Raw genomic sequence first — 16402 nt, 5'->3', positions numbered from 1 at the left:
CCCCTTTCTTTTCTGCATTTTCAGAGCTGCTGTTTTATAAAATCCATTCTATGGAATCAGCAATACCTTGCCGATGCTTGTCCGGCTCTCAATATGGGCATGTGCATCCGCAGCATCCCCCAATGCGAAGCTTTTGGAAATGACAGTCTTCAGCTGTTTTTGCAGCAGGTATTCGGTTATTTTTTCTGCGCCTTCCCTGAGGAATTCAGGACGATTCTTCCGGTACGTACCAGTACTGTAGCCAATGATGGAACGGCAGCTTGAATGAAGCTGATCCGTTTTTGCGATTCCTGGAATCGATCCATCGTTCGCGTGCCCGAAAGAGATGATTCGGCCGAATGTTGCCAGACAGTCTAAACTCCTTTCAAAATTCTCTCCTGCAATCGTATCAAGAATGACATCTACTCCTTTTCCTGCAGTCAATTCATTAACTTTCTCCACGAAATCTGTCGATCGATAATTAATCACTTCATCAGCTCCAAAAGATTTGGCACGGTCTATTTTTTCATCACTGCCGACAGTTCCGATAATCTTAGAAGCCCCAAGAATTTTGGCTAATTGAATGGCGGTTGAACCGATGCCTCCAGCAGCTGCATGGATCAAAATGGTTTCACCTTGTTCCAGCCTCGCCATCTTTTGAATGACGTTATAGGCAGTGATTCCGACGGTCAATGATGCCGCAGCTGTTTCGCTGCTGATTTCATCAGGTACCGCATACGTTAAACTTTCGGGCGCTACGACAAATTCGGCGTATGAACCGCCTGCCGGGAACGCCATGACACGCTGCCCGGGTTGGAACCGGTTTACTTGATCTCCGATTTCCACAACCACTCCTGCACAATCCAGCCCAGGCGTAAATGCGGCATCTGCTGCCACGCCGTGATACTGGCCTTGCCGGGCTTTAATATCCGCAAAATTAACGCTGATGGCCTCCACCCGGATCAGCACCTGGCCTGGGCCAGGTTTTGGCTTATCCACTTCCTGCAGTTTCAATACTTCAGGTGTACCGGTCTTTTCGACAACGATTGCTTTCATATTATTCACTCCTCATTCCTTTAGAAAATCAACATGCAGGCTCCAATAACCAAACCTCCATAAATTAAAGCAATCATGGTGTACCCCATGATGTCACGAACCTTCAAATGTAATAGCAGAGCAGATTCCTTTACCGCCTCCAACAACGACTGCTTATTTATTAGCAAAATCAAATGCGGGATATGTATAGCTTTAAATCACAGTCCTTAAACTCCTTATATTAAACGAATATTCCGTCTTTAATAATCAGGTAGAACCGTTCTTCAAAACAAATGTCCCCATCAGCTTTGTTTGACCCTGCTGATCTTTAATGAGGATTTCCCCTTCCTTGTCGGTCAGCATTGACCCATTAATGACAAGCACTGTTCCTGGATGGGTGACAGCTTGAAAGCGAACGCCAAAAGATTGCAGCTGCCGGTCCGGAAACCACTCTTCTACAGCCGCTGCTGCCCACCCCATAACGAACATGCCATGCGCAATAGTATCATCAAGCCCTTTTTCTTCAGCAATGGCTGGCACCGTATGAATCTCGTTGAAATCACCAGATGCACCTGAGTACTTCACCAAATCAATTGGTGCGATCGGTTTTTTAATGATGGCCGGTAATTCTGTCATGCGGTCACCTCCGGCATTTCAATAATCGTGGCCCGTCCCACTGCCATCGTTTCATTCTGTTGGTTCCGGTATACCGTCTCCAATTGAAAGAAGTTCTTCCCTTTTTTATGAAACTGGTCTTTTACCGTCACTTGAGCAGAAATGATATCCCCAGCTATTATGACTTTATGATAGTCGTATGCCTGTTCTCCGTGGAGAACGTTGTTCGGGTTCAGTTTCAGAAAATTTGAGAACAGTTGGTAAAAATTGCGGTCGTTCCAGAAATCAATGACTGTTGTAAATGTTGGCGGCGCCGGTATTCCCCGATATCCTGCTGATTTAGCCGCTTCTGCATCGAAATAAATCGGATTTTCCAGCTGCAAAGCTCTCGCAAATTCCTTTATTTTTCCGGCCTCGACCAAAAAAGGGGCATAGTCGAAAACCATCCCTTGTCCACTCATAGATCCACCCGCTTTTTGAGAGTTGTTATTAAATCAATTGGCCGTTTCTCGTTCGATTGGCCATATCCACTAAATTCGCAACCGCCTGGTTCAAATCACTAAAGCGATCATCATCGATTTCTCCGATTTTCCAACGATAATGGATTTGCTGCAAAATAACGGCAAGCTTATAAAATCCGAATGTTACGTAGTACTGGACGTTGGAAACATCACGCCCACTTTGTTTTGCATATTCCTCAATAAACTTTTTCCTGCTGAAAAATCCCGATTGGCTTGTAACGATGTTAATGCCCATATCAGGATCTTCCGGTCCACCCCAGTAAGCAACCGTCGAGCCTAAATCGCTTAAAGGATCACCTATGGTTGACAGTTCCCAGTCCAAAATGCCGACTGCTTTGCCCGGATCTTCTTGGTCCAGGACCATATTGTTCAATTTAAAATCATTATGGACAATTGTCGTCTCCGGATTAACTGGAATATTGGCCGACAACCATTGCTCCAAGTCATCCAAATCCGAAATTTCTTCAGTTTTCGCTTGGCTGTAACGCTTGATCCACCCCTTAACTTGCCGTTCCATGAATCCTTCCGGTTTACCCATTCCGGCCATTCCAGCTTCTTGGTAGTCGATGGATTGCAGCTGAACCAACGTGTTGATAACGTTTTTTGATATTGCTTCTCCAACCTGCTCGGAGCTGCCATAGGATTCAGGAAGCTTATCATCAATTACCACGCCTTGTTTTTTCTCCATTACATAAAAATGCTTATCCATAATTTCAGGATCTTCACAATATATATAAGGCTTTGGCGCCAACGGGAAAACCGGATTCACTTTTTCGAGCATCCGATACTCCCTTTCCATGTCATGCGCGCGCGGCGGCACCTCGCCAAAAGGAGGACGCCGCAGAACGCCTTCCCAACTGCCGATGCTAATTAAATACGTCAGATTCGAATAGCCCTCTGAAAATTGCTGAACAGCCATTTCTCCTTCAGGCAAGTCTGGCATTGACTTGCGCAAGTGCTTTTCAACTTTTCCCCAGTCAATCGGTTCGACCGTTTTATTTGTTGCACTCATCCTATCCACTCCCCGATCATCAGTCATAAGTAAAAAATCCCTGGCCTGATTTTCTGCCTAACCGGCCAGCCCGCACATATTTCTTCAATAAGGGTGCCGGACGGTATTTCGAATCGTTGGTTTCGTTATAAAGAGTTTCAGCTACAAACAGCATCGTGTCCAAACCAATCAAATCGGTCAAAGCGAGTGGTCCGATCGGATGGCTGGCCCCCAGCATCATGCCTTTGTCGATGTCTTCCGCCGAAGCTATGCCTTCCGATAAGACAAAAATCGCCTCATTGATCATCGGAGTTAAAATGCGATTGACCGCAAATAATGGTGCTTCCTTCACCGAAATAGCAGTTTTATTAAAGCGGCCAGCTACTTGGTGAGCGGCCTCGAAGGTTTCATCACTCGTTTGTTCCCCCCTTATGATTTCAACCAGCTGCATAACAGGTACTGGGTTAAAAAAGTGCATGCCGATCACTTTGTCGCTCCTTTTCACAGCGCTGGCCATTTCGGTAATACTCAAACCGGATGTATTGGAGGCAAAAATGGTAGAAGGCTTGCATATGGCGTCGAGTTCAACCAAAAGACTTTTTTTGGGTTCAATTTGTTCAATGATGGCTTCAATAACCAAATCAACATCCTTCAAATCGCTGATATTTCCTGTCGGTGTGATTCTCCCACGAATATCATCACTTTGGCTTTGATCAATTTTCTTCTTTTCGACATTCCGGGCCAAAGTCTTTTCAATTCTGGAGACTCCCCGCGCTAAGCCTTCGGCGTTGATATCATACAAGAAAACTTCGTAATCTCCTTCGGCCGCTACTTGGGCAATGCCGTTCCCCATAATTCCGGCACCAACTATCGCAATGCTTTTCATCGCTCCATCTCCATTCAAGCTTTATTTCCCCTGAAAATTAGCCGTCCGCTTTTCAGTGAATGCTTTGACGCCTTCCTGCATATCCTGCGTTTCGGCAAGCTCTGAAAACATTTGTGTCTCTAGCTCCTGTCCTGCCGCTAAACTTAGCTCCACTCCTCCATCAATCGCCTTCTTGGCGTTCGCTATTGCCAGTGGAGCTTTTGACGCTATGGACTGCGCCAACTTTATGGCATTTTCGAAAGCCTCACCCTGGGGGACAAGCCTTTCGACCAGACCTGCTTCGAAAGCGGCTTTGCCGGACAAAGGCTCACCGGATAAAATCAGCTCTTTTGCTTTTCCCGGACCAGCCAGACGGGTTAACCGCTGTGTGCCGCCATAGCCTGGCAAAATGCCGAGCCCTGTTTCTGGCAAGCCTAATTTCGTGGTTTCTTCGGCAATCCGGATATCACAGGCAAGCACCAGCTCTAGTCCGGCCCCGAGAGCCAATCCATGAACTGCACAAATAACCGGTTTTCCGCCTGCCAGCTTGTCAAAGATCTTTTTGCCTTTTTCCACCAGCGCTATCCCGCTTTCTTTTGTCAGGCTTGGAAACTGGCGAATATCAGCACCGGCAGCAAAAGCTTTTTCCCCAGCTGCCCTCAAAACAATTGCCCGAATTCCGGGATCCCGATCTATGTCGTTGATGGCTTCATCTAATTGGTTCAGCAGTTCATCTGTCAGGACATTTAGCGGCGGGTTATTTAAAGTCAGCACTGCAACGGTTTCCCGGCGTTCCAAACTAATCACTGTCCAATGTTCTTTCTGCAATGGCTTTCCTCCTTTACCTTCTTTTAGTAGTTATTTTCTGATGGTCATTAACAATTTTTCCGTCTCTATACAATGGAACAACATCCACTGCTTCGTGATGCCGCAGCACAAATTCCACAGAACCGGTAAAATCGAAACGCTTCAATAAATGCGCTGTTTCGCACTCGTACAAATCTTTAAATGACGTCTTATGGGCATGGCGATATGCTTCCCTGGCCAATTTTGAGGAATCGGATAAGCTGTAGTTTCCCTTCCGGGTCAGGTGTTCGACTATCTGTCCTGCTCCGATAAAGTCTTCCATAGAGAATCGATCATCATTTCCTGAACAGACCAGCACAATAGAAGAATCATCTTCCTGCAGGTGGATCCGCTCTGCGATCAAATGCCCGTTCACCAGGGACGAGATGAAAAGCACGTTTGCTTTGCTTGCTTTCTCGATGGCGATTGTACCGTTTGTAGAACAAATAATGGCCGCCTGCTTATCATCGTTTAGCTGGATCAGGCAAGGGTCAGGATATTGAAACCCCTGGATAGATTCCCCTTTTGTTTCCCCCAGCAGAATATGGGATTCGTTCTGATGCTTTGAGAGCTTTATTGCCTGGTCACTATCCCTAACAGCGTAAATGGGTTCGTAATTATTTTCGAGCAAAAAAGCAACCGTCGAAGTCGCAAGTAAGACGTCGATGACTGCTGCTGTACAGCCTTTCAACTTCTCTTCTGCTACTGCTTCTTTTTGAGTAATGACATGAACCTTCCTCATTGCAATCAATCCCTTTTGTGTTATCCCGTTTTACCGGGGGGAGCAAGTCTCGTCAGGAATGAAGAAACTTCCCACTCATCAAAAACTTCTTTCTGCCTATTCACAACAGCATCTTCAAAAAATAATCGGCGTAAATGTCTTCTATTTTTTCTTTGCTGAACTTTCCTTCAGGCGAATACCAAACCTGCACCCAGTTGGTGGCACCTAGTATAATCATGCGCGCCATCTTTTTGTCGGACACCTTAAATTCTCTGCGCTTCACGCCTTCGGCTATGATCTTGTCGAAAATTCCGGCATACTGATCGCGCTTTTGAATAATCTCTTCGATATGCTCTGCTGAAAAAAGCTGTTCCGGCTTTACAATCAAGTTAAACACTTCTTTTTCACGTATCGCAATGTCCAAGTGGGTCTTGATCGCTCGTTTCATTTTGTCCATTGAAGATGATTCTTCTAAATAAATGGCTTCCATCTTTTCCATAGCTGCTGACAAAATCAGGTCGTGGCAGCTGTACAAGAGTTCTTCTTTATTTTTAAAATAATAATAAAGCGCGCCCTTAGTCATCAGTAATTCTGCAGCAATGTCTTCCATCGTCGCATTCTGGTAGCCATTGCGTGAAATGACCAAACTCGCGGAACGAAGAATATCTTCTTTTTTCTTGGCTGCTTTTCGTTCCCGGAGACTCATTCCACCACCTCATTCATTCAATTTTAAAGCAGTTCTTCAGGTTTTCCTTCCGTTTCCTTCATGACCATCGATGGTTTGTTTTCCAGGATATTTCGTATCAGGATAAAGACGTTTTCAACAACAATCATGGCAAACGCGATAGGAATCAGGAAAAACAACGGGTACAGAGGATACAAAGTGCCGGCAGCAGGAAACGCGGTCTTGCGCTCAAAGCCGCTCATGGCATATTCCCAGCTGAACTGTACAATCAGCACAAGGACAAACAATTCAAGAAGCAGCATAAAGAAAATCAAAATTCTTTGTGCTGTGTTATTCAGTTTTTCAAGGATTAAATCCATCTTCGGCAATACACCGGACGCGTAGACATAGGCGAGGCCAGGGAATACTACCAAAGGCATCATGTAATTCTGGATGATTTCAAACCCTCCACGTATGGAGCTTGAGAAGAAGGTCCGCATCGCAACGTCGTAGACAATCATCAGCATCATCAAAAGCACACTGATGCCACTGATCCATATTCCCGCCAGTTTTATATAATGAAAAATATTATAAGCTTTCCATACTCCATTCATTCAAGTCCACTCCCTTCAATCACTCACATGGAATTCGGCAGCCATGTGGCAAGCCCTGGAAACGCAATCATTAAGCCACAGACGACGACCATCGCGACAACAGCGAAAACCATGGAAATGCGGAATATTGATCCTGAACTGATTCCGCTGACTCCGGCAACCGCATAAACACTCAATCCGACAGGCGGCGTAATCAATCCAATCGTACAAATGACGGCAACAAATACCCCGAACCAAAGGATGTCGACCTGCAGTTCCTGAATGATGGGAAGGATAACTGGAATGGACATCAATATTACAGCCGCACCTTCTATAAACATGAACATGATGAACAAAACAACAGAAATAGCAATCAGCACCAATACCGGTGTATCCATGATCGGTTCGATCAATTCTATCAATCGCCTCGGCAGCAAGGACAAGGAAACAAAACGTCCAAAAATCTGGGCACCGATCATGATGATCATGACCATTCCTGTCAGTTTTACCGTTTCGACAACAGAAGTTTTGAAAAATTGTAAATTGACTTTCCCCAGAACCAGCGCAGCAAGCAAACCTACGAATGCTCCCACTGCACCGGCCTCAGTCGGTGTAAAGATACCTGAGTAAATGCCGCCAAATATTACCAGAACAATGAGTATGGCAATGACGCTTACAATGATCAACCGGATGGCAGACAGCTTTTCCGGCAATGGTGCGTCTTTAATTACAGGCTCTTCAATATGCGTCTGCACCTGTTTTTTTCGATCCAATCTGAAATACACGAGCATCACCAGAATAAACACAATCATAGTCAATATTCCGGGAATAAATGCTCCAACAAACAGGCTGCCTACAGGTGTTTCAGTGGCTACTCCGTACAGAATGAGAATAATGCTTGGCGGAATAATCCCTGACAACGAGCCGCCTGAGGCCGCAATTGCACCAGCAAGCGGTGCACTATAGCCATGTTTCCGCAGTTCCGGAATCGCGACTTGCCCCAATGAAGCTGACGTAGCGGTTCCCGAACCGGAAACTGCTCCCAGCATTCCGCCGATGATCAAGGTCAAAACACCAAGCAAACTGTTCTTCCCTTTGGATACCTTATGGACCATGTAGAAAATATCCTGAACCAGCCCCGATTGAAGAATAAACTGAGCCATTAAAACGAAAAGCGGAATGGTCGTCAATGTGTAACTGGCTACCCGGTTAAAAGGCTCGTTGCCGAGCAGTCCAGGAAGAATCCCGAATCCTTCCAGCAGGATCAAACCGATTATGCCACTGGCAAGGAGTACAGAATGTATATATAATCCTGCTATCAGCAAGACAATCATCATTATTAAAATAATTCCTATGACCAATAAGTTGTCCATTTCAAGACCTCCTTGCATCAAATTATAAAAAGAAAAGGGAATGGCTTTTTAGCTGACAAGCTATTCCCTTTTCCCAAAACGGCTATTCCAGATTCATAATAGCTTCTGGTACTTCGCCGCCTTCTTCAATTAGAAGATCTCTCCACATCTTAACTAATTCATTTCCAGGCATTCCACTTTCCTCTAGCAATGCTGCATAATCGGTCCATGTTTCTTCGATTCCTTGGTTGAAGTGATCTTGGACTGCTGGATCCAAGTCCGCAAAATCAACGAATGTACCGCCATTCGCTTCATTTTCAGGAATGATTTCTTCTGAACGATCAATCCATTCCTGGGCGCCTGGTTCGAAAATCTCTTCATTTGCCTGAGTCATTGCTTCCTGAACATTTTCAGGCATTTCATCCCATTTGTCCTGACTCATCCCAATAAATGCATTGAAATGTCCGAAATTGATGCCCGTTAACGTATAGGTGAACAAATCCTGGAAGCCATAGCCTGTCCAGTCAGCAATACTGTAAAATGCTCCTTCAAATGTGCCTCTGCTCAAAGAATCATAAATTTCGACTGCCGGCATAGTGACACTGTTAATGCCCGTTTTAGCTGAGTACATTTCATGGATTCTAGAAGGTGTGCGAAGTGAAGTTCCTTCTACATCACTGACTGCATTGAATTCGTGTCCAGTTGTAGAAATAGAGTATTCCTGGGTTGTAGAAATCGGAAATACTTTGAAATTGCCAAATTGCATTTCTGTATACGTCTGTCCATCTGCCAATTCCTCTTCACTTTCAAGAAGGTTTTTCCATGCATTGGAAGCAATCAGCGTATCGGAATGATTCAGCGGCAGCATGGTAACTTCCGCCATTGGAAATTGATCCGGCTGATAAATCGGCAGGACAATCGCTACATCCACAGTACCGGTTTCAAGTGCTTCTGCTTCATCCGGAACTGCCACCAATTCTCCCCCGGTAAAGGATTCAAATTGAACCTGGCCTTCCGTCAATTCTTCCACTCTTTCCATCCAAGGCACCATCGATGCTTCCCACCAAGCGTGCTGGGCACTAAGCCCAGTGGCCGCGCGCAGGGTGATCGTTTCTCCCTCTGAAGAAGAGCCACCCGATTCTTCACTGCCTCCACATCCTGACAACAAAAGCACTAAGCCCAAACCAGCTACTGAGAATTGAGATTTGAATGATTTCATAAATTTCCCTCCATCCGTTTAATGTATTGTTTTTTGTATCCGCTTACAAAATCCAATTCTAATTGCCATTAAATTGAGGAATACGTTTGCCAAAAAAAGCCGCGACGCCTTCCTGATGATCCTTTGTCTGAAGCAGCATTGCCTGAATCATATTCTCCTGCATAAATGCCGTTTCTTTATGCAAGTCACCTGTATGATTCACAAGGTATTTAACATATTTATTGCTGATTGGAGGACCTTTGACGATAAAGTCCGCAAACTCAGCCGCAGCCTCCACCACTGAACCTGTAGAAATTTTATTGATGAGGCCGTGGCTGCGAGCTTCTTCAGCTGACAGCGTCTTGGCTGATGAAATCCATTCTTTGGCAATTGGCGGCGACACACGCTCTGTCAGTAATTTGATCAAACCTAAATCAGGAATCAGGCCAATATTTGAGAAACTCAACGCAAACTTGGCATCTTCATCTGCCACAATAAAGTCCGCAGCTAAGGCGATACTGAACCCTGCCCCTGCCGCATAGCCATGAACAGCAGCTATGACGTATTTATTCAGGTCCATGATTTTCTTCGGCAAGCCTGAAACATACTCGATCCACTCCGCCACTTCAGCCGCATCTGCCAGCTCCCTCATGGAAGATATATCGCCGCCTGCAGAAAATGCTTTGCCTTCTCCTGATAAAACGATGACTTTGACTGTCTGATCGGCGGATAAATCATCCAAGGCATCCATGACTTCCTGAACCAATTCCCATGACAAGGCATTCAACTTTTCAGGCCTATTCAATTTCAGATAACCGACGGCATCTTGCACGTTGATTTCTACCAGTTTGGTCATTCATTTCCCTCCCTATCAGCTAAGGTTTTACAACAAGTTTTCCATAAGTTTTCCGGTCACCCAATAAATCCAGTGCATCCGGAACTTTATCAAATGAATACTCTTCATATATCATCGGACGGATAGCTCCATTTTCGTAAAGAGCCATCAATTCATAATGAGCTTTCATGACTTCTTCTGGATATAAATTCCGGAACAGGCCAAAATGGACGCCCACAACCGAATAGTTTTTTATTAATGCATGATTGGTCGGCGCATCTGCAATCCGACCGCCTGCAAATCCGATGACCAGTAAACGTCCTTCAAAAGCAATGCACTTTCTCGAGCGATCGAAAGTGTCGCCGCCGACCGGATCAAAAATGACATTGGCTCCTTTTCCCCCTGTTGCTTCTTTCACGATAGAGACGAAATCTTCCGTTCGGTAGTTGATGACCTGATCAGCGCCAAGCTCTTTGCATATTGCCGTTTTTTCATCGCTTCCGGCTGTCGCAATGACAGTAGCTCCTGCCGCTTTTCCGAGCTGGATGGCTGCAGAGCCGACACCGCCTGAACCTGCATGCACCAATAGGGTTTCACCTTTTTGAAGCCGGGCTGTCCGGTGCAGGGCGAAATACGCTGTCTGGTAAGTGATGAATAAGGCTGCCGCTTCGCTGTAGGAAAGCGATTCTGGAATCGGGAACACCCCTTCTTCCTTGACGACTGCCCATTCCGCAAGACCGCCGCTTGGCAGCTGAGGCGTTGCCAAAACACGTTGCCCTGGACTTATGCTCACTCCTTCTCCAACCTTTTCGACTACACCTGAAATTTCCGCTCCTGGTGTAAATGGCAGATCAGGTTTTTCCTGATACTTTCCTTGGCATTGAAGGATATCGAAAAAGTTCAAGGCCGCAGCCTCCATTTTCACGAGTACTTCACCAGCTTTGGGTTCTGGAATTGGAAGTTCTGCAAGTTCGAGCGCTTCCTGCGGATCTCCTATTCGGACCACTGTCCAAGCCTTCATCACAACATCCCTCCTTTATTTTACGTTTGAACTTTCCTTCAATTGTTCCCGCAGTTCCAAACGGCCAATGTCGCGCAAGTGGACCTGGTCCGGACCGTCAACCAAGCGTAGTGTGCGGGCATTGGCGTAATGTGCCGCGAGTGGAAAATCTTCCGTTAAGCCGGCTCCGCCAAAAACCTGCATAGCACGATCAATAACGTTCAGTGAAACTCGTGGTGCAGCAATCTTGATCATCGCGATTTCTTTGCGTGCTGCTTTAGCGCCTTCCATATCAATTTTATGAGCAGCGTGCAAAGTCAACAGACGCGCCTGCTCAATTTCAATCCGGCTTTCAGCGATGATTTCTCTAATAACATCCTTTTCAGCCAGTGTGGAGCCGAACGCTTCTCTGCTATCAGCGCGTTCGCACAGAAGCTCAAGTGCCCGCTCAGCAGCTCCAATGGCACGCATGCAATGGTGGATGCGCCCTGGCCCTAAACGGCCCTGCGCAATTTCAAACCCGCGCCCTTCGCCCAGCAGCATATTGGAAGCCGGTACACGGACATTGGTGTAGTGGACTTCGGCATGCCCTTGAGGCGCATCGTCATAGCCGAATACTGTCAGCGGACGGATAATTTCCACTCCCGGTGCATCAAAAGGCACCAAAATCATCGACTGCTGCTGATGCTTCGCTGCATTCGGATCTGTTTTCCCCATGACGATCGCAATCTTGCAGCGTGGATCCTTTGCAGCCGTGGTCCACCATTTTTTCGCATTGATGATATATTCGTCGCCATCACGGACGATGCTGCTTTGGATATTAGTAGCGTCGGAAGAAGCAACTGCGGGCTCCGTCATCGAGAAGCATGACCGGATTTCCCCGCGCAATAAAGGCTCCAGCCATTGCTTTTTCTGCTCTTCAGTTCCGTATTTGATGAACACCTCCATATTGCCGGTGTCCGGTGCATTGCAGTTGAACAGTTCCGGCGCAATCAAGGAACGGCCCATGATTTCGCATAGATGGGAATAGTCATAGTTTGATAAGCCTGCTCCGTATTCCGGGTGGTCCAAAAATAAATTCCACAAGCCCTGCTCTTTCGCTTTTTCTTTCAGCTCTTCGATAATCGGCGGAATCGTCCAGCGGTCTTCTGCTTCTTCTAAGTATTTTTCGACTGTTTTTTCATTTGGATAGACATAGTCGTCCATGAATTTCAGTAATTTCACTCTTAACTCTTCGGCATTCGGTGATAATTCTTTAAGCATTTGCTTTTCCTCCAATGTTTTTCAATGTATTTTTCAAGATTTTTCCGGATGCGTTTCTCGGAAGGCTATCGATTAGCTCGAATTCTTCGGGAACTTTGAATTTTGCCAATGATTTTCTGCAATGTTCTCTTAAATCGGTAAAATCATCGGCATCCAAATTCGGACCCACCACGAATGCTTTTACTTTTTCTCCAAAAACCGGGTCGGGCTCACCGATGACTGCAGCTTCCACCACATCAGGATGGGCTTTTAAGACGTCCTCGACTTCAATCGAGAATATCTTTTCACCTGCACGATTGATCATATCTTTTTTGCGGTCCCGAATATAAATAAAGCCGGCATCGTCTTGTATGCCAAGATCTCCGGAATGCCAATAACCATCTGTAAAACTGTTTTGATTGGCCATCGGATTGTCCCAGTATTCCTTGATGACCATAGGCCCTTTAATATAAAGTTCTCCAGATTCTCCAAGCGTACACTCTCGGCCTTCTGGATCCATTATTTTAATGTCCGCTACTGTCATTGGAAGCCCAACCGAAGTCACTTTGGATTCCGGATAGTCCATCGGCATCAAGGTTGCGGGCGAGGTTGTTTCCGTAGCGCCATAGGCATTGTGCAGATGTGCATTCGGAAATGCTCTTTTCAACATTGTGAATGTCTGCTGGTAGATTGGCGAACCCCCAAAAGCCACTTTCTTCACAAAGTCAAACGAGTGTTTTTGGAACTCTTCACTGGTGGACATCATGATGAAAATGGTAGGTACATTGAAAAGGAAGTTAATCTTATGATCGAGTATCCGTTTGATATACTCTTCATTTTGGTAGCGTTTCATGCTATAGACCGTGCCGCCGACATAAAACATATGCAATAGCTGCCCGACCAATCCGGTGACATGGAACATTGGCACCGCAATCAAGGTAGTGAATTGATCGTCGGTTTCAAAAAACAATTTATAATTCATTAAGCTGTGGATGACATTAATATGAGTCAATACTGCACCTTTCGGCCGTCCAGTAGTGCCGGACGTGTAGAGGATGAAAATTCCATCTTCTTCTGTGACTTTGGTTTGATGAAAAGGAGTGTCTTTCGCCAACAGCTGTTCATATGAGTTTTCTCCGCCGATGACAAGAATATTTCCTTCTGCTACGGCTGAAGCATTCTGATTGGCTTTTTCCACTTTATCCAGAAATTCCTGTTCGCTGATAATAACGCTCGGTTTGGAATGTTCAATAATATATTGAAGTTCTTCTACAGCCAGTTTGACATTGATTGGGACCATGATCGCTCCAATTTTAGCGCATGCAATGACCAATAAAGGAAATTCAGCACAATTGCCGACTACAGATGCTATGCGGTCGCCTTTTGTGATGCCCAGCTTTTGAAGATTGGCTGCAATAGCGGTCGCCAGCTCTTCCAGTTGCCGGTAGCTTACCGATTGTTCTTCTGTTACAACTGCAAGTTTTTCACCATATATTTTGCTGCTGGCACTGATGATTTCTCCAACAGTCTGTGGCCGCTCTTTGAATACCTTGACGCCTTCTCGTCCAAACAAGCTGATCTCTTGAAGTTTCATAGAACGCCCCCTCCTTAAAATGAAAGCCCTTACATTTAATTTTAAAAAATATATTGTCAAAATTTTTATACTATTGCTTCAAAGTTAGTATAATCGGTTTTTTTTTGAATTACAAGTCAAATTTTTAATTATCAGAATATTTTTCGCATAAAAAAAAGAGAGCTCTGATTTAATCAAAGCCCTCTCATGCTATTACTCCCCTAAATCTACGTTGTGGTAGACCTGCTGAACATCTTCCAAATCCTCGATAGCATCAATCATTTTTTCGAACTGTGCCTGCGCATCTTCCGGCAGCGGCAGTTCATTTTGAGCAAGCATGGTCAACTCTGCTACCGTAAATTCAGTGATTCCTGCATTTTTGAATGCTTCCTGCACCAAATGGTATTGATCGGGTTCAGCGTAGACGATGACGCCGTCTTCTTCTTCCATAACGTCACGGACATCAATATCCGCTTCCATCATCAGCTCCAGTACTTCGTCAGCTGTTTTGCCTTCGATTCCGAACACTGCCGTATGGTCAAACATGTAAGCGACAGATCCGCTGACGCCCATATTTCCGCCATTCTTGCCGAACGCGGCACGCACATCTGATGCCGTACGGTTAACGTTATTTGTCAACGTATCCACAATCACCATAGAGCCATTTGGCCCGAATCCTTCGTAGCGCAATTCATCATAGCTTTCTTCCGATCCGCCTTTAGCTTTTTCCACTGCACGGTCGATAATCGCTCGTGGAATGCTATAGGTCTTTGCACGCTCCAAAACCACTTTCAATGCTTGGTTCGATTCTGGATCGGGTTCGCCCTGTTTGGCAGCTACATATATTTCACGTCCAAATTTTGCGTAAATCCGGCTTGTATTGGCATCTTTGGATGCTTTCTTTTCTTTGATATTGTTCCATTTGCGTCCCATTAAATTTCCTTCTCTCTATAAATTCTCATTTTCTATGAAGTTCACTATGTACTATTATAGTACAAATCTTCCGGATGTAACGCATTTTACAGTCAAAAACCGCAGTTTCTATCCAACCCTATACTTTGAATTCAAGACAAATTAGGAGTAGAGTTGTGTTGTAAAGAAAGTAACAACTTTTATAGGAGGAACTCATAATGACAGAAAACAAAGTCTTGATCATCACAGGCGGTGCCAGCGGGATTGGGCGTCACGCTTCCTACCAATTAGCAAAAGAAGGCTACGCAATTGTAGTAGCTGATTTCAATGAAGACGGTGCAAATGAAACCGTAACCCATATCGAATCCGAAGGCGGCAAAGCTGCTTCATTTAAAGTGGATGTGTCGAAAGCGGAACAAGTGGAAGCGATGGTTGATTTCGCAGTTGAAAAATTTGGCACCTTGAACGGTATTTTCAATAACGCGGGCATCGGACTCGTCAAGCCTTTGCTTGAGATGGATCCCGCCTCCTACCATAAAGTCATCGATGTCGATCAGCACAGCGTTTATTACGGCATCTATTACGGCGCGAAGAAAATGGTCGAACTCGGTACAACCGGCACGATTGTTAACACTGCTTCGATCTATGGCTCAATGGCAGCCAAAGGCAGCTTTAACTATAACGCCGCGAAAGCCGCAGTCGTGATGATGTCAAAATCAGGTGCGTTGGAGCTGGCGGAACATGGCATTCGCGTAGTCGGCGTCGCTCCAGGATTTATCGATACACCTATCCTTGGAGATGATCCGGAAATGAAGAAAGCCCTATCCGCTCTCCATATGCACAACAAGCTGATCCAGCCTGAACAAGTGGCTAATGTAGTCAAGTTCCTATTTTCTGAAGGGGCTGCAGCCATCAATGGCTCTACCGTTGCAGTAGATGACGGATTCTTAAGCTTTAAATAAAAATAGCAGCGCTGCTATTTTTCAAGCATTCATTTCTTAGAAAGAGCCTTTTGCCAGTGGGCAAAAGGCTCTTTTCTGTCTTCAGATGCAGGCACTGCGAATTTATGGGCGTTCGTGGGAATTTGTGGTCGTTCAAATAAATTTATGGGCATTCGTGCGGATTTGCAGTCGCTCAGCTGAATTTGCAGTCGTTTAATTCAATTTGCAGTCGTTCACCCAAAATTCTCACAAAAAAATGCTTGGACGTTAGAACAGGCAGCGCTGATATTTTTCACACTTTATCCGTTCGATGATATTCCGAAATTTGAATGACGCGAACGCTCCTTGTATTCAGCTCATGATAAATTCCGCGGTTGTCATGAAACGAAATGTATTGATCCCGCTCACTTTGTATCAGCTGTTCCGCTTCAGTCTGTGACTCCAGGTGGACAAAACGGCGGATATAATGTTCTTCATCAAAAAAATAGGTTACTTTGAATTCTTTCATAAGATATCCTC

Annotated in this window: 18 protein-coding genes; 1 reads left to right on the top strand and 17 read right to left on the bottom strand. The window is 45.3% G+C overall.

All coding sequences use genetic code 11. From position 1 onward, the window contains the following. Positions 1-48: 48 nt before the first annotated feature. The 16 genes from QOZ98_RS04605 to QOZ98_RS04530 form a co-directional block, all read right to left on the bottom strand. Complete coding sequence (locus QOZ98_RS04605; protein ID WP_308786327.1) at positions 49-1035, bottom strand: quinone oxidoreductase family protein; 987 nt, start codon at positions 1033-1035, stop codon at positions 49-51. A gap of 246 nt (positions 1036-1281) precedes the next feature. Then, positions 1282-1650 (bottom strand): MaoC/PaaZ C-terminal domain-containing protein, encoded by a 369-nt coding sequence (locus QOZ98_RS04600; RefSeq protein WP_308786326.1) that lies wholly within the window; start codon positions 1648-1650, stop codon positions 1282-1284. Beyond that, positions 1647-2090, bottom strand: coding sequence for an FAS1-like dehydratase domain-containing protein (locus QOZ98_RS04595; RefSeq protein ID WP_308786325.1), 444 nt, complete (start codon positions 2088-2090; stop codon positions 1647-1649). Before QOZ98_RS04595 ends, QOZ98_RS04600 begins: the two co-directional genes overlap by 4 nt. A gap of 28 nt (positions 2091-2118) precedes the next feature. Then, positions 2119-3162, bottom strand: a complete 1044-nt coding sequence (locus tag QOZ98_RS04590; RefSeq protein ID WP_308786324.1) for a phosphotransferase family protein — start codon at positions 3160-3162, stop codon at positions 2119-2121. Positions 3163-3181: 19 nt separating this feature from the next. Further along, positions 3182-4027: a 3-hydroxybutyryl-CoA dehydrogenase gene (locus tag QOZ98_RS04585; RefSeq protein ID WP_308786591.1), complete on the bottom strand. Its 846-nt coding sequence runs from the start codon at positions 4025-4027 to the stop codon at positions 3182-3184. Positions 4028-4048: 21 nt separating this feature from the next. Next, positions 4049-4834, bottom strand: coding sequence for an enoyl-CoA hydratase/isomerase family protein (locus QOZ98_RS04580; protein ID WP_308786323.1), 786 nt, complete (start codon positions 4832-4834; stop codon positions 4049-4051). A gap of 13 nt (positions 4835-4847) precedes the next feature. Further along, on the bottom strand, positions 4848-5594 hold the full coding sequence (locus QOZ98_RS04575) for a 2-phosphosulfolactate phosphatase (protein WP_308786322.1): 747 nt from the start codon (positions 5592-5594) through the stop codon (positions 4848-4850). Positions 5595-5694: 100 nt separating this feature from the next. Further along, the gene (locus tag QOZ98_RS04570; RefSeq protein WP_308786321.1) at positions 5695-6279 is read right to left on the bottom strand and encodes a TetR/AcrR family transcriptional regulator; all 585 of its coding nucleotides are present in this window, start codon (positions 6277-6279) and stop codon (positions 5695-5697) included. 23 nt (positions 6280-6302) lie between these two features. Beyond that, positions 6303-6851, bottom strand: coding sequence for a TRAP transporter small permease (locus tag QOZ98_RS04565; RefSeq protein WP_308786320.1), 549 nt, complete (start codon positions 6849-6851; stop codon positions 6303-6305). A 23-nt stretch (positions 6852-6874) separates the two neighbouring features. After that, a complete protein-coding gene (locus QOZ98_RS04560) occupies positions 6875-8203 on the bottom strand; it encodes a TRAP transporter large permease (RefSeq protein ID WP_308786319.1) in 1329 nt (442 codons plus the stop codon). Between the two features lie 82 nt (positions 8204-8285). Beyond that, positions 8286-9401 (bottom strand): TRAP transporter substrate-binding protein DctP, encoded by a 1116-nt coding sequence (dctP, locus tag QOZ98_RS04555; RefSeq protein ID WP_308786318.1) that lies wholly within the window; start codon positions 9399-9401, stop codon positions 8286-8288. Between the two features lie 58 nt (positions 9402-9459). Next, complete coding sequence (locus tag QOZ98_RS04550; protein ID WP_308786317.1) at positions 9460-10236, bottom strand: enoyl-CoA hydratase/isomerase family protein; 777 nt, start codon at positions 10234-10236, stop codon at positions 9460-9462. A 19-nt stretch (positions 10237-10255) separates the two neighbouring features. Beyond that, positions 10256-11236, bottom strand: coding sequence for an NADPH:quinone oxidoreductase family protein (locus QOZ98_RS04545; RefSeq protein ID WP_308786316.1), 981 nt, complete (start codon positions 11234-11236; stop codon positions 10256-10258). Positions 11237-11251: 15 nt separating this feature from the next. Continuing rightward, a complete protein-coding gene (locus QOZ98_RS04540; protein ID WP_308786315.1) occupies positions 11252-12478 on the bottom strand; it encodes an acyl-CoA dehydrogenase family protein in 1227 nt (408 codons plus the stop codon). Beyond that, the gene (locus tag QOZ98_RS04535) at positions 12471-14051 is read right to left on the bottom strand and encodes a class I adenylate-forming enzyme family protein (RefSeq protein WP_308786314.1); all 1581 of its coding nucleotides are present in this window, start codon (positions 14049-14051) and stop codon (positions 12471-12473) included. Before QOZ98_RS04535 ends, QOZ98_RS04540 begins: the two co-directional genes overlap by 8 nt. Positions 14052-14243: 192 nt before the next feature. Then, positions 14244-14963: a YebC/PmpR family DNA-binding transcriptional regulator gene (locus tag QOZ98_RS04530; RefSeq protein WP_142826927.1), complete on the bottom strand. Its 720-nt coding sequence runs from the start codon at positions 14961-14963 to the stop codon at positions 14244-14246. Between the two features lie 197 nt (positions 14964-15160). On the opposite strand from QOZ98_RS04530, the gene QOZ98_RS04525 reads away from it, so the two are divergent. Further along, on the top strand, positions 15161-15904 hold the full coding sequence (locus QOZ98_RS04525) for an SDR family NAD(P)-dependent oxidoreductase (RefSeq protein WP_308786313.1): 744 nt from the start codon (positions 15161-15163) through the stop codon (positions 15902-15904). A 271-nt stretch (positions 15905-16175) separates the two neighbouring features. Here the strand turns inward: QOZ98_RS04525 and QOZ98_RS04520 are convergent, their stop codons facing one another. Beyond that, a complete protein-coding gene (locus tag QOZ98_RS04520) occupies positions 16176-16391 on the bottom strand; it encodes a hypothetical protein (protein WP_142826925.1) in 216 nt (71 codons plus the stop codon). Between the last annotated feature and the right edge of the window lie 11 nt (positions 16392-16402).

The sequence above is a fragment of the Planomicrobium stackebrandtii genome, assembly GCF_030814955.1.
In the GTDB taxonomy this organism is placed as follows: domain Bacteria; phylum Bacillota; class Bacilli; order Bacillales_A; family Planococcaceae; genus Planococcus; species Planococcus stackebrandtii.
The sequence above is the reverse complement of the archived record's forward strand: the minus strand, read 5'-3'. Positions and strand labels throughout refer to the sequence as shown.

Coding starts and splice junctions, on each gene's coding strand:
- QOZ98_RS04605 (WP_308786327.1), bottom strand. CDS start 1,035: ATGAAAGCAATCGTTGTCGAAAAGACCGGTACACCTGAAGTATTGAAA.
- QOZ98_RS04600 (WP_308786326.1), bottom strand. CDS start 1,650: ATGACAGAATTACCGGCCATCATTAAAAAACCGATCGCACCAATTGAT.
- QOZ98_RS04595 (WP_308786325.1), bottom strand. CDS start 2,090: ATGAGTGGACAAGGGATGGTTTTCGACTATGCCCCTTTTTTGGTCGAG.
- QOZ98_RS04590 (WP_308786324.1), bottom strand. CDS start 3,162: ATGAGTGCAACAAATAAAACGGTCGAACCGATTGACTGGGGAAAAGTT.
- QOZ98_RS04585 (WP_308786591.1), bottom strand. CDS start 4,027: ATGAAAAGCATTGCGATAGTTGGTGCCGGAATTATGGGGAACGGCATT.
- QOZ98_RS04575 (WP_308786322.1), bottom strand. CDS start 5,594: ATGAGGAAGGTTCATGTCATTACTCAAAAAGAAGCAGTAGCAGAAGAG.
- QOZ98_RS04570 (WP_308786321.1), bottom strand. CDS start 6,279: ATGAGTCTCCGGGAACGAAAAGCAGCCAAGAAAAAAGAAGATATTCTT.
- QOZ98_RS04565 (WP_308786320.1), bottom strand. CDS start 6,851: ATGAATGGAGTATGGAAAGCTTATAATATTTTTCATTATATAAAACTG.
- QOZ98_RS04560 (WP_308786319.1), bottom strand. CDS start 8,203: ATGGACAACTTATTGGTCATAGGAATTATTTTAATAATGATGATTGTC.
- dctP (WP_308786318.1), bottom strand. CDS start 9,401: ATGAAATCATTCAAATCTCAATTCTCAGTAGCTGGTTTGGGCTTAGTG.
- QOZ98_RS04550 (WP_308786317.1), bottom strand. CDS start 10,236: ATGACCAAACTGGTAGAAATCAACGTGCAAGATGCCGTCGGTTATCTG.
- QOZ98_RS04545 (WP_308786316.1), bottom strand. CDS start 11,236: ATGAAGGCTTGGACAGTGGTCCGAATAGGAGATCCGCAGGAAGCGCTC.
- QOZ98_RS04540 (WP_308786315.1), bottom strand. CDS start 12,478: ATGCTTAAAGAATTATCACCGAATGCCGAAGAGTTAAGAGTGAAATTA.
- QOZ98_RS04535 (WP_308786314.1), bottom strand. CDS start 14,051: ATGAAACTTCAAGAGATCAGCTTGTTTGGACGAGAAGGCGTCAAGGTA.
- QOZ98_RS04530 (WP_142826927.1), bottom strand. CDS start 14,963: ATGGGACGCAAATGGAACAATATCAAAGAAAAGAAAGCATCCAAAGAT.
- QOZ98_RS04525 (WP_308786313.1), top strand. CDS start 15,161: ATGACAGAAAACAAAGTCTTGATCATCACAGGCGGTGCCAGCGGGATT.
- QOZ98_RS04520 (WP_142826925.1), bottom strand. CDS start 16,391: ATGAAAGAATTCAAAGTAACCTATTTTTTTGATGAAGAACATTATATC.